Genomic DNA, 11,922 nt, shown 5'->3' on the forward strand with positions numbered 1-11,922 from the left:
ATGGATGGTGAAAAAACTTGACAGGGGCTGCCCGCAGGGTGTTCCTTCCACCGCAAGAGCAGACCGTTTTAGCGTCTGGCCGTATTGTAAACCATAGATGGGCCGCGAGGTCCGTAAAAAGCGTTATGAACACCACAAACTTGCTGGGCGGCATGCCGCCCGAACAATTCCTGGCCGAATACTGGCACAAGAAGCCGCTGCTGATCCGCGGCGCGCTGACCGATGTCGGGCCGCATGTCGATTTTTCGGTGTTGTCGGAGCTGGCGCAGCGCGACGACGCCGAGTCCCGCCTGATCGAATACAAGCAGGGCAAATGGCATCTGGAGCGCGGCCCGTTCCGCGCTTCGCGCTTCCGCCGGCTGGCGGAGACCGACTGGACCATCCTGGTGCAGGGGGTGAATCAGCTGTTGCCGCATATCGACGAGATTTTGTGGCGTTTCAACTTCATCCCTTATGCCAGGCTCGACGATCTGATGATCAGCTATGCTCCTCCTGGCGGCACGGTCGGCCCGCACTTCGACGCCTACGATGTGTTCCTGCTGCAAGTGGGCGGCAAGAAGCGCTGGCAGATCTCGTCGCAGCGGGACGACGATTTCATCGAGGACGCGCCGATCCGCGTGCTGAAGGATTTCCGGATGGAGCAGGAGTTCGTGCTGGAGCATGGCGACATGTTGTATCTGCCGCCGCACTGCGCGCACTACGGCGTGGCTCTGGAGCCGGGCATGACTTACTCGATCGGTTTCCGCGCGCCGCCGGCGCAGGAGCTGGCGACGCAGTTTCTGGTGTACTTGCAGGACCGGCTGTGCCTGGATGGCGTGTATGCGGACCCGGATTTGAAATTGCAGCCGGATCCGGCCCGCATCGGCGACGAGATGATAGAGCAGGTCGCCGAGCATCTGTCCAAGATACGTTGGGACAAGGATACGGTTTGCGATTTCCTCGGCCATTATCTGACCGAACCTAAGGCGCATGTATTCTATGACGCGCCTGAAGACGAGCTGGATGAGGACGAGTTCGAGGAGGCTGTGGCGGAAGCCGGCGTGGCGCTGGATCGCAAGAGCCAGATTCTGTTCTGCGACGCCTGCGTGTATTGCAACGGCGAAAAGATCGAACACGAAGCGGAAGACTTCGACGCCTGGCGTCATTTCGGCAACGCGCGCAGTCTGCCAAAAGGGAAATATTCCGGCGCTATGCTGTCCGCGCTATACGAAGGTTACCTGTCAGGTTATTGGCATCTTGGCGATAATGTAGCAGAATAACAACAGATCGAGTTCTTGTATCCGGAAAGCAACGGAGGATGCGGCTCAAATGCGGGGTTAAACGCTCGTTTTTGCGTTTGCGTTCGCGCTTGTGCGGCAATGGTCGGCGATGTGTTTTTTTTAGAATTTTGCCCTCTATACAGCGTTTTTTTTCGTGATACAATTTGCTCACTGATGGATTTTCAGTCGCCCGGCTTTTCTATTGAGACCGTGCGATGACTGACGTCTTGTTCAACTTATCCTCAAAGGTAAAGAAAAAATGAAACAGTCGCTCCTCGTTGCTGCCCTGCTGGCCGTAGCCCTGTCCGCTTGCGGTAAGAAAGAAGCTCCGGCTGAAGCTTCCGCTCCGGCTGCTGAAGCTTCCGCTCCGGCCGCTTCCGCTCCGGCCGCTGAAGCTTCCGCTCCGGCAGCTTCCGCTCCGGCTGCTGACGCTTCCGCTCCGGCTGCTTCCGCTGCTAAGTAATTCGCAGCAAGCAACAGCAAAAAAACCGGCTCCGGCCGGTTTTTTTGTGCCCGTCGTTTGGCGATTCATTACGACGAGTTGTAAATTTGGTGGAAAAACCACAGAATTTATTGTGGAATACAAAACGTTACATTTTGCGGGAGCAAGGACTTTCCGGCTTTAATCGGCGGCAGGTTTGCCGTGAAAACCAAATGATTCGCGCATAAAAAACAGCCCGCAAATGCGGGCTGTTGTATTTCCAGAATGGGGTGTTGCTTTATTGCAGTTCGGTTTGCAATTTGCCCAGCGCGGCTTTGACGAAGTCGTCGGCCAGCGGCTTGCCTTGCTTGTCCTGAATTTGCAGCGTGGTGGCGTTGGCGTTCTGCTCCAGCAGCTTGATGCGGTATTCCTGCTCGCCCGGCTTGACCGTTTTGCCGTCGCTGCTCTTCCAGAAGGCCAGGCTGGACCAGAAGCCGCCGCCCTCGTCCTTGCTGTCGGTCTCGCCCTTGGCCGGTTTCACGAAGTACACGCCTTGCGAACGGTCGCGGTCGGTGACGATCAGGCCGACGCGGTCCAGCGCCAGGCCTACGCGGCGCCAGGCGCGGTCGAAGCCGTCGTTCAGCTGCAGTTGGCCGTCCACGATGGGATCTTGCGGCTTGGCCGGCTTGGCCAGCGTCTGCTGCACCTGCGCCTTGGCTTTGTCTTCGGTCATGCCCAGACGGATCATGAAGCGGCCCAGCAGTTCGGCTTCCAGATTGGGGTCGGTCGGGCGCGCCTGCCAGATGGTGTTGGTCTTGCTGTTGTCGGCGTAGACCTCTTCCATGCCGCGGTGCGAGAAGTACACCTCGGTGCCTTGCGGCGTGTTTTCCAGGCGGATGCGGAACTTGTCGCGCTCGCCGGTGGAGTAGACGCTGCCGAGGCCGACGGTTTCCAGCAGTTTGCGCAGGCCGTCGTTCGGCAGCTTGGCGCGATTTTCCGCCCAGTCGGTTTCCATGATGCCGACGCCGGGATCTTCGGTTTTGATCACGAAGCCGTTTTCCTGCCAGAAGGCTTTCAGCACCGGCCACAGTTCAGCGGCTTTCTTATTGCCTACCAGCAGCCAGCGTTGCGTGCCGGCGCGCTCCATTTTGACGTTGTCGATTTGATTCAGCGCGACAGGCGAGGCGGCCGCGGCGGTTTGCGCATCGGCGTCTGCGGTGGTGACGCCGCCGGGCAAGTTGAACTTGTTCTGGATTTGCGGCGTGGTCAGGTCGGGCGGAACTTCCAGTCCGGCAACGGTCTTGGCCGGCGCATCGGACTTGTAGTCCAGCGGTTTGTTAAGCGGGGCTTGGGTGCTGCTGCAGGCGGCCAAGGTGCCGGCTGCCAGCAAAATAGCGGCGGACGCGCTGAATTTCATGCGGACTCCCAGAGTGCAGGGTGACTCAGATTACTTCGGCTTGTTTGAGGGCCGCTTCTACGGCCGGCAGGGCGGCTTCGTTGAGCGGGGTGAGCGGCAGTCGGATGCCTGCGGGGATGCCCAGCATCCGCGTCAGGGCCCACTTGGCCGGAATCGGGTTCGGTTCAATGAACAACTGTTTGTGCAGGCCTTGCAACTTGTCGTTGATGGCGCGCGCCTGGTGGGTTTCGCCGGCGATGGAGGCTTTGCACAGTTCGCTCATTTGCTTGGGGGCGATGTTGGCGGTGACCGAAATCACGCCGTGGCCGCCGCACAGCATGAAGGCCATGCCGGTGGCGTCGTCGCCGGAATACAACGCGAAATCCTTGGGCGCGCGCAGCGCCAGATCGCAGGCGCGGCCGATGTCGCCGGTGGCGTCCTTCAGACCGACGATGTTCGGGTGTTCGGCCAGGCGCAGCGCGGTGACGTTGCTCATGTCCGCCACGGTGCGGCCGGGCACGTTATAAAGGATGACCGGCAGCGGGCTCGCGTCGGCGATGGCCTTGAAGTGTTGGTAAATGCCTTCCTGGGTCGGCTTGTTGTAGTAGGGCACTACGGACAAGACCATGTCGGCGCCGGCGTCGGCCGAGCGTTGGCCCAGATCGATGGCCTCGCTGGTGGCGTTGCCGCCTGCGCCGGCGATGACTTTGACGCGGCCGGCGGCGTATTTGACTACGGCGGCCACGACTTCGATGTGTTCTTCGACCGACAGGGTCGCCGATTCGCCGGTGGTGCCGACGGCGACGATGCCGGAGGTGCCATTCTCGATATGGAATTCAACCAATCGTTGCAACGCCGAAAAGTCCACCGCGCCATCGCTGGCCATCGGTGTCACAAGCGCTACCAAGCTGCCGGTAAGCATAGTTCTGCCTATCTGGAATAAGGATTTACAAGCTCATGATTGTAGCGGAATTCGTCTGGCTGGCAAAAGTTAGCGGCAAAGCGGGGCGGAAGGGCTCGGGAAATGGCGGCCGATGTGCTAGAATCCTACGTTTTTCCGATACTTACGGCTAGCTGGCTGAAGGATCCTCAAGCGTGATTACCACAAGCAATATTACGATGCAGTTTGGCGTGAAACCTTTGTTCGAGAAGGTGACCGTCAAATTCGGCGAAGGCAACCGTTACGGCCTGATCGGCGCCAACGGTTCCGGCAAATCCACTTTCATGAAAATCCTGGGTGGCGACCTGGAGCAGACCGCGGGCGAAGTCGCCATCGAGAATGGCCTGCGCCTGGGTAAGCTGCGTCAGGACCAGTTCGGTTACGAAGACCAGCGCGTGATCGACGTGGTGATGATGGGCCACACCGAGATGTGGGCGGCGATGAGCGAACGCGACGCCATCTACGCCAACCTGGAAGCCACCGAAGACGATTACATGCGCGCGGCCGACTTGGAAGCCAAGTTCGCCGAGTACGACGGCTACACCGCCGAGGCGCGCGCAGGCGAGCTCTTGATGGGCGTCGGCATCCCGGTGGAACAGCATTTCGGTCCGATGAGCGAAGTGGCCCCGGGCTGGAAGCTGCGGGTGCTGCTCGCTCAGGCGCTGTTCTCCAACCCGGACATCCTGCTGTTGGACGAACCGACCAACAACCTGGACATCAACACCATCCGCTGGCTGGAACATGTGCTTAATGAGCGCAACGCCACCATGATCATCATTTCGCACGACCGCCACTTCCTGAACTCGGTGTGCACCCACATGGCGGACTTGGACTACAACACCATCCGCATCTACCCGGGCAACTACGACGACTATATGATCGCGTCGGCTCAGGCAAGGGAGCGCCAGCTGTCGTCCAACAGCAAGGCCAAGGAGCGCATCCAGGAACTGCAGGAGTTCGTGGCCCGCTTCTCCGCCAACAAGTCCAAGGCCCGCCAGGCGACTTCGCGCCTGAAGCAGGTGGACAAGCTGAAGTCCGAGATGGTGGAAGTGAAGCCGTCCAGCCGCCAGAACCCGTTCATCCGCTTCGAGATGGATGACAAGTTCAAGCTGCATCGCCAGGCGGTGGAGGTGGAGGGCTTGAACAAGGCTTACGACCCCAAGGTGCTCTTCAAGGATCTGAACCTGATCCTGGAAGCCGGCGCGCGCCTGGCCGTCATCGGCCCCAACGGCGCGGGCAAAACCTCGCTGGTCAAGCTGCTGGCCGGCGCTTTCGAGCAGGCTTACGCGGAAGGCCTGACCGCGGACCGCGGCTCGATCAAATGGGCGGAAAAAGCCCAGATCGGCTACTTCGCCCAGGACCATGAGGCTGACTTCGACAGCGATTGGACGTTGACCGAATGGATGCGCCAATGGGGCCAGGAAGGCGACGACGAGCAGGTGATCCGCGGCACGCTGGGCCGCCTGCTGTTCGGCGGCGACGAAGTGGGCAAGCCGGTGCGCGTGCTGTCCGGCGGCGAAAAGGGCCGCATGCTGTACGGCAAGCTGATTCTGCAAAAGCCGAACGTGATGATCATGGACGAGCCGACCAACCACATGGACATGGAATCGATCGAATCCCTGAACATGGCCTTGGAAAAGTACAAGGGCACCTTGATCTTCGTATCCCACGACCGCCAGTTCGTGAGCAGCCTGGCTACCCACGTGCTGGAACTGGACGGCAAGGGCGGTTACGACTACTACACCGGCAACTATGAAGACTACCTGGCCAGCAAGGGCCTGGAATAATCCGGTTACGGCCTGTTTCGGGCCGTAACTTTACCAGCGGGAGGGCGTGCGCTATATTGCAGCGCACAAACTCCCGCTTTTTTTATGCGCTTTCGGGCGCGATAACAATAATCAGGGACCGGGCCGGGAAGGCCGATGTGGGAGACCATGGCGCTCATCCGTCCTGGAGAACTGATGAGATCTGCAAAGCAGTGAGAGAAGGAAATATCATGCGTTTGAAAGGGAAAGTATCCATCATCACCGGCTCTGCCAGCGGCATCGGCAAAGCGACCGCAGAGAAGTTCGTCAAAGAGGGTGCCATCGTCGCGGTGTGCGATCTCAACCTGGAAGCCGTCAACGCCGTGGTCGACGAGCTGAAGGCGCTGGGCGGCGAGGCTTACGGTTACAAGGTGGATGTGACCAATAAGGGGCAGATCGCCGAAATGGTCGCCGACTTGAAAAACCGTTGCGGCCGCATCGATGTGCTGGTCAACAATGCCGGCATCGTGCAGGACGCGCAACTGATCAAGATGACGGAAGATCAGTTCGACAAGGTGATCGACATCAACCTGAAGGGCGTCTACAACTGTGCCCGCGCCGTGGTGGACACCATGGTGGAGCAGGGCGGCGGCGTGATCCTGAACGCGTCCTCGGTGGTGGGCGTTTATGGCAACTTCGGCCAGACCAACTACGCCGCGGCCAAGTTCGGCGTGATCGGCTTCGTCAAGACCTGGTCCAAGGAATTGGGCAAGAAGGGCATCCGCGCCAACGCCGTATGTCCGGGCTTCGTGGCCACGCCGATTCTGAAGGCGATGCCGGAAAAAGTGCTGCAGGCGATGGAAGAAAAGGTGCCGATGCGCCGCATGGCCGATCCGGCCGAAATCGCCAACGTCTATGCCTTCCTGGCGTCGGACGAAGCCAGCTACATCAATGGCGCCGCCATCGAAGTGACCGGCGGCCTGACGCTGTAAGCGGCGATCACGCTCGATGCAAAACGCCCCGGATGCCGGGGCGTTTTGCATGGCGGAAAGGCTTTTCTCGCCTTCTTGATGGCGAGGCGCCCTGGCAGGGCAAGGGCGGAGGGACGCTATGGGCAGGCTGTGGACGCCGCCAACTGGGTGGCGAGGCCAGGCTTTGCGCGGCATCGCCCCCGATTATCTTGTCTCAGCCTGGTCCGATCATTCGTCCAGATCGCCATCGTAAGCCAGCAGGGCGGAATCCACCTCGCGCCGGTGCAGGTGGGGCGCGAACAGCTCGATGAAGGTGTAGGCGAAGCCACGCAGATAGGCGTCCTTGCGAATGCCGATCTTGGTGGTGGACGGGTCGAACAGGTGGCCGACGTCGATGGATACCAGGTTTTGATCGCGCTCCGGCTCGAAGGCCATGCTGGCGATGATGCCTATGCCCAGGCCCAGCGAAACATAGGTCTTGATCACATCGGTGTCGATGGCGGTCAGCACCACATTGGGCGTCAGCCCCTGGTCGGAGAAGGCCTTGTTGATCTTGGAGCGGCCGGCGAAGGCAAAGTCGTAAGTGACGATCGGATGATCGGCGATGTCGGCCAGCGTGATTTCGCGCCCCAGCTCCGTCAAGGGATGATTCTTGGGCACCACCACCGAGCGGTTCCACTCGTAGCAGGGCAGCATCGCCAGTTCCTTGTACAGGGAAATGCCTTCGGTGGCGATGGCGAGATCGGCCTCGCCGGATACCACCATCTCGCAAATCTGGGTGGGACTGCCTTGCTTCAGCGACAGGCGCACTTTGGGATAGCGGCGCACGAATTCCGCGATGGCTTGCGGCAGCGCGTAACGGGCTTGGGTGTGGGTGGTGGCGATGGTGAGGGCGCCCTCGGATTCTCGGGAGAATTCATCGCCGACGCGCTTCAGGTTCTGTGCTTCGCGCAGGATGCGTTCAGAGATGCGCAGCACTTCCTTGCCGGGCTCGGATACCGACACCACGCGCTTGCCATTGCGGATGAATACCTGGATGCCCAGCTCGTCTTCCAGCAGGCGGATCTGCTTGGAAATGCCTGGTTGTGATGTGTGCAGTTTTTCAGCGGCCTCGGAGACATTCAATCCCTGCTTGGCCACTTCCACCAAATATCTGAGTTGTTGTAATTTCATGTCAGGGGTCTGTCCTCTATAAAACCTGCAGTCATTAAATACTAACACAATATTCTTTTAGGTTTATAAGCCCTTTGATTAGGATAGGCTCGAACCATCCTCGGAGCGCTTGATGAGCCTGGAGTCCAAATTGGCCGCCGCCACGGCCTTGCTGCAAACCATCGCCGATGAACATCCCGACGCCGTGCTGGCTAATAGCTACGGCGCCGAAGACATGGTGTTGACCGACCTGATCGCCAGGCTGAATTTGCCCTTGCAAAGCTTTAGCCTGGATACTGGCCGTCTGCCGGCGGAAACCTATGAGCTGATGCAGCAGGTGGCCGAGCGCTATCCCGGCCATCCGGTCAGGGTGTACTTCCCTGACACTGCCGCCACCGAGCAATATGTCAGCCTGCATGGCGTCAATGGCTTTTACCAAAGCGTGGAAGCGCGCAAGTCCTGTTGCGCCGTGCGCAAGCTGGAACCGCTGAAGCGCGCGCTGTCCGGACGCGCCGCCTGGATCACCGGCCTGCGCCGCCAGCAATCGCCGACGCGGCAGGATCTGGCCGAGCGGGAGTTCGACGCCGATAACGGCCTGCTGAAATTCAGCCCGCTGTTGGAGTGGACCGAAGCCGAGGTCTGGCAATATCTGCGTGAAAATGAAGTGCCTTATAACGCCTTGCACGACCGGCACTACCCATCCATAGGCTGCGCGCCCTGTACGCGGGCCATCAGCGTGGGCGAGGACATCCGCGCCGGCCGCTGGTGGTGGGAAAACCCGGAAACCAAGGAGTGCGGGCTGCATGCCAAGGCCAGCCCGCTCAAGCGCCCCGTCTGACCCGCCGCCATCGGCTTATCTGCAGGAATCTAAAATGTATCGATATGATGAAGTCGATCATCGCCTGGTGCGCGAGCGCGTCGACCAGTTCCGCGACCAGACCCGCCGTTTTCTGGCGGGAGAGCTGACCGAGGACGAATTCCGCCCTTTGCGGCTGATGAATGGCTTGTATGTGCAGCGCCACGCGCCCATGCTGCGGGTGGCCATACCCTATGGCCATTTGCGCAGCATCCAGCTGCGCAAGCTGGCCGATATCGCGCGCCGCTATGACAGGGGCTATGGCCATCTCACCACCCGGCAGAATATTCAATTCAACTGGCCGGAGCTGGCCAAGGTGCCGGACATTCTGGAAGAGCTGTCGACGGTGGAGATGCATGCGATCCAGACCTCCGGCAACTGCGTGCGCAACACCACGACCGACGCCTTCGCCGGCGTGGCGGCCGATGAGTTGTTCGATCCGCGGCCGTATTGCGAAATCATTCGCCAGTGGAGCACGCTGCATCCGGAATTCACCTTCCTGCCGCGCAAGTTCAAAATCGCCGTTTCGGGCAGCGTCGAAGACCGCGCTGCCACCATGGTTCACGACATCGGCCTGCATGTCAGCCGCAACGCGGCCGGCGAGTCCGGCTTCAAGGTGATCGTCGGCGGCGGCCTGGGCCGCACGCCGATGGTGGGCGAAGTGATACGCGAATTCCTGCCCCGCCAGCATCTGCTGACCTATCTGGACGCGGTGCTGCGGGTGTACAACCGCTTCGGCCGCCGCGACAACAAATACAAGGCGCGGATCAAGATTTTGGTCAAGGCCATGACGCGCGAAGGTTTCGCCGCCAAGGTGGAAGACGAATGGCTGCACCTGAAAGATGGCCCGGCCACGCTGCGCGAAGAAGATGTCGAGCACTACGCCAGCTTCTTCGGTGATCCGGAATATGCGGCCTTGGCCGATAATCCCGCGGAACTGACCGAGGCGTTGGCGGCAGACAAGGCCTTCGCCCGCTGGTATGAGCGCAATACCAAGCCTCATCGCCACCCGGGGTATCGTTCGGTGGTGCTGTCCCTGAAAGAAACCGGCGCGCCGCCCGGCGATATCGGCGCGGAGCAGATGGAAGCCGCCGCGGAGTGGGCGGATCGCTTCGGCTTTGGCGAACTGCGCGTGGCGCATGAGCAAAACCTGGTCTTGCCGGATGTGGCGCAAAAGGATTTGCACGCCTTGTGGCTGGAGGCGCGCGCGCAAAGAATGGCTACGCCGAATATCGGCCTGTTGACCGACATCATCAGCTGTCCGGGCGGCGACTTCTGCGCGCTGGCCAATGCGCGTTCGATTCCGGTGGCCAACGCCATCCAGAAAACCTTTGACGATCTGGATTATTTGTACGATCTGGGCGATATCGCCTGTAATTTCTCAGGCTGCATGAACGCCTGCGGCCATCACCACATCGGCAACATCGGCATACTCGGCGTCGATAAGAATGGCGAGGAGTGGTATCAGATCACCTTGGGCGGCAGCCAGGGCAGCGATACCGCCATCGGCAAGGTGATCGGCCCGTCTTTCGCCCAGGCGGACGTGCCCGCGGCTTTCGCTAAAATCATGCAGGTCTACTTGGAGCGGCGTCTACTTGGCGAGCGCTTTATCGAAACGCTGCGCCGAGTGGGCGTGGAGCCTTTCAAGGAGAGGGTCTATGCCCCAGTTCATTAAGGATGGCCGCGTTCAGGCGGATGAGTGGCTTTTGTTGCGGCAGGATGAGCAAGGCGCGTTGCCGGATGCGCCGGTGGAGGCAAGGCTGATCGTGCCGATGGCCGCTTGGCTGGCGGATGCGTCCGGCTGGCAGTCGCGCGCGGGGCAGGTCGGCGTCTGGCTGGCGCCGGATGACGATCCCGCCGCATTGTCGCCTTACTTGGCGGTTTTGCCGGTCATCGCCATTGATTTTCCGGCCTTTACCGATGGACGGGGGTATAGCCAGGGACGGCTGTTGCGCGAACGTTATGGATTCTCTGGAGAACTTCGGGCGATAGGCGATGTCTGGTCTGATGTGATTCGGCCATTATGGCTGGTGGGTTTCGACGCATTCGCGATCAAAGACGGCAAAACTTGGGTTGGCGAGGATTGTTATAACACTTTTAGTGAAAACTATCAGGTGACATATCGCCAACCGGTCCCACTGTTTCGCCGACGCGTCACATGATGGTAATGTGTCGCGAGTGAGATACAGTGATGAATAAAATTAGTGAAATGTGATGCATTTATGCAACGAAAGCAGGGGGTCGCGTTGCATAGCGTGTTGACACGGGGTTGCCGCATTTCTATAGTGCGGGTTAACTGCATCAACACAGCATGTAGCCATCTCTGATGTTTGCAGTCAACTTGTTTCGCGTGGTCTTTGCGTCAGCCCGCATTGCTACCCATTTTATAGATTGAAGAGGGAATAACATGACTAAACAGCTGAAACTGAGCGCACTGGTTGCCGCCCTGTTGGTTTCTGCTAGCGCTTTTGCTGCCAAACCGGGTTATGCCGTTGACCAATCCACTGACGCAGTGACCCGCAATAGCTACGGCGAATGCTGGAAGACCACCTACTTCGACAAGGCCAAGGACGGCCTGGTTGAGTGTGGCGACCGCGAAGCCGCCAAGCCGGCTCCGGTAGTGGAAGCGCCGAAGACTGTTCTGGTTGCCCAGAAGGAAAAGGTTACCCTGTCCGCCAAGGTTCTGTTCGACTTCAACAAGACCGTGCTGCGTCCGGATGCCAAGAACGAACTGGATCCGCTGGTTGCCAAGCTGAAGGCCCACGCTGGCCAAGGCCACCTGAACGGCGTTGAAATCGACGGTTACACCGACTTCCTGGGTTCTGACAAGCTGAACAACGCTCTGTCCCAGAAGCGCGCTGACGCTGTGAAGGCTTACTTTGTTGACGCTGGTGTGCCGGCTGAGAAGGTAACCGCCGTTGGCAAGGGCAAGGCTGAAGCCAAGATGACCGACGAGTGTAAGGCCAAGTTCCCGAAATACGTGAAGAACAAGAAGCAAAACGCCGAAATCAAGGCTTGCATCGAGTCTGATCGTCGCGTGGAACTGACCATCGACGCAGTCAAGGAAACCATGATCGAAAAGAAAGCCAACTAAGCTTTCCTTTCGCATGAAAGAGCCTCGCAGCGATGCGAGGCTTTTTTGTTTTTGGAGAGGCGGATAACGGCTGGACGCTATTGACCGT

General features: G+C 59.6%; 10 protein-coding genes. 7 read left to right on the forward strand and 3 right to left on the reverse strand.

Going from position 1 to position 11,922, the window contains the following annotated elements; translation table 11 throughout:
• Nucleotides 1–125: 125 nt before the first annotated feature.
• Nucleotides 126–1,259, forward strand: coding sequence for a cupin domain-containing protein (locus NKT35_RS13280; RefSeq protein WP_254293674.1), 1,134 nt, complete (start codon nucleotides 126–128; stop codon nucleotides 1,257–1,259).
• 719 nt (nucleotides 1,260–1,978) lie between these two features.
• Here the strand turns inward: NKT35_RS13280 and bamC are convergent.
• Nucleotides 1,979–3,097 (reverse strand): NlpB/DapX family lipoprotein, encoded by a 1,119-nt coding sequence (bamC, locus tag NKT35_RS13285; protein ID WP_254293677.1) that lies wholly within the window; start codon nucleotides 3,095–3,097, stop codon nucleotides 1,979–1,981.
• A gap of 25 nt (nucleotides 3,098–3,122) precedes the next feature.
• A complete protein-coding gene (gene dapA, locus NKT35_RS13290; RefSeq protein ID WP_254293679.1) occupies nucleotides 3,123–3,998 on the reverse strand; it encodes a 4-hydroxy-tetrahydrodipicolinate synthase in 876 nt (291 codons plus the stop codon).
• A gap of 173 nt (nucleotides 3,999–4,171) precedes the next feature.
• Between dapA and NKT35_RS13295 the strand changes: the two genes are divergently transcribed.
• Together NKT35_RS13295 and fabG are read left to right on the forward strand one after the other, a co-directional pair.
• Nucleotides 4,172–5,803: an ABC-F family ATPase gene (locus NKT35_RS13295; protein WP_254293681.1), complete on the forward strand. Its 1,632-nt coding sequence runs from the start codon at nucleotides 4,172–4,174 to the stop codon at nucleotides 5,801–5,803.
• A gap of 209 nt (nucleotides 5,804–6,012) precedes the next feature.
• Entirely contained in the window at nucleotides 6,013–6,753 is a 741-nt protein-coding gene (gene fabG / locus NKT35_RS13300) for a 3-oxoacyl-ACP reductase FabG (protein ID WP_254293684.1), read from the forward strand.
• 207 nt (nucleotides 6,754–6,960) lie between these two features.
• On the opposite strand, the gene cysB is transcribed toward fabG, so the two are convergent.
• Nucleotides 6,961–7,905: an HTH-type transcriptional regulator CysB gene (cysB, locus tag NKT35_RS13305; RefSeq protein ID WP_254293686.1), complete on the reverse strand. Its 945-nt coding sequence runs from the start codon at nucleotides 7,903–7,905 to the stop codon at nucleotides 6,961–6,963.
• A gap of 112 nt (nucleotides 7,906–8,017) precedes the next feature.
• On the opposite strand from cysB, the gene NKT35_RS13310 reads away from it, so the two are divergent.
• The 4 genes from NKT35_RS13310 to NKT35_RS13325 all read left to right on the forward strand — a co-directional run bounded on the left by NKT35_RS13310 (nucleotide 8,018) and on the right by NKT35_RS13325 (nucleotide 11,834).
• Nucleotides 8,018–8,722 carry a phosphoadenylyl-sulfate reductase gene (locus NKT35_RS13310; RefSeq protein ID WP_254293688.1) on the forward strand — a complete coding sequence of 235 codons (705 nt, stop codon included), beginning with the start codon at nucleotides 8,018–8,020 and terminating at the stop codon, nucleotides 8,720–8,722.
• A 34-nt stretch (nucleotides 8,723–8,756) separates the two neighbouring features.
• A complete protein-coding gene (locus NKT35_RS13315) occupies nucleotides 8,757–10,415 on the forward strand; it encodes a nitrite/sulfite reductase (protein WP_254293689.1) in 1,659 nt (552 codons plus the stop codon).
• The gene (locus NKT35_RS13320) at nucleotides 10,399–10,902 is read left to right on the forward strand and encodes a DUF934 domain-containing protein (RefSeq protein WP_254293691.1); all 504 of its coding nucleotides are present in this window, start codon (nucleotides 10,399–10,401) and stop codon (nucleotides 10,900–10,902) included. Before NKT35_RS13315 ends, NKT35_RS13320 begins: the two co-directional genes overlap by 17 nt.
• Nucleotides 10,903–11,147: 245 nt before the next feature.
• Nucleotides 11,148–11,834 (forward strand): OmpA family protein, encoded by a 687-nt coding sequence (locus tag NKT35_RS13325; protein ID WP_254293694.1) that lies wholly within the window; start codon nucleotides 11,148–11,150, stop codon nucleotides 11,832–11,834.
• Nucleotides 11,835–11,922: the final 88 nt, after the last annotated feature.

Origin of the sequence: Chromobacterium sp. IIBBL 290-4 (assembly GCF_024207115.1) — a bacterium.
GTDB lineage: Bacteria > Pseudomonadota > Gammaproteobacteria > Burkholderiales > Chromobacteriaceae > Chromobacterium.

Excerpts from the sequence above, each read along its gene's own strand:
- NKT35_RS13280 (WP_254293674.1), top strand. The coding sequence starts at position 126 with ATGAACACCACAAACTTGCTGGGCGGCATGCCGCCCGAACAATTCCTG.
- bamC (WP_254293677.1), bottom strand. The coding sequence starts at position 3,097 with ATGAAATTCAGCGCGTCCGCCGCTATTTTGCTGGCAGCCGGCACCTTG.
- dapA (WP_254293679.1), bottom strand. The coding sequence starts at position 3,998 with ATGCTTACCGGCAGCTTGGTAGCGCTTGTGACACCGATGGCCAGCGAT.
- fabG (WP_254293684.1), top strand. The coding sequence starts at position 6,013 with ATGCGTTTGAAAGGGAAAGTATCCATCATCACCGGCTCTGCCAGCGGC.
- cysB (WP_254293686.1), bottom strand. The coding sequence starts at position 7,905 with ATGAAATTACAACAACTCAGATATTTGGTGGAAGTGGCCAAGCAGGGA.
- NKT35_RS13310 (WP_254293688.1), top strand. The coding sequence starts at position 8,018 with ATGAGCCTGGAGTCCAAATTGGCCGCCGCCACGGCCTTGCTGCAAACC.
- NKT35_RS13315 (WP_254293689.1), top strand. The coding sequence starts at position 8,757 with ATGTATCGATATGATGAAGTCGATCATCGCCTGGTGCGCGAGCGCGTC.
- NKT35_RS13320 (WP_254293691.1), top strand. The coding sequence starts at position 10,399 with ATGCCCCAGTTCATTAAGGATGGCCGCGTTCAGGCGGATGAGTGGCTT.
- NKT35_RS13325 (WP_254293694.1), top strand. The coding sequence starts at position 11,148 with ATGACTAAACAGCTGAAACTGAGCGCACTGGTTGCCGCCCTGTTGGTT.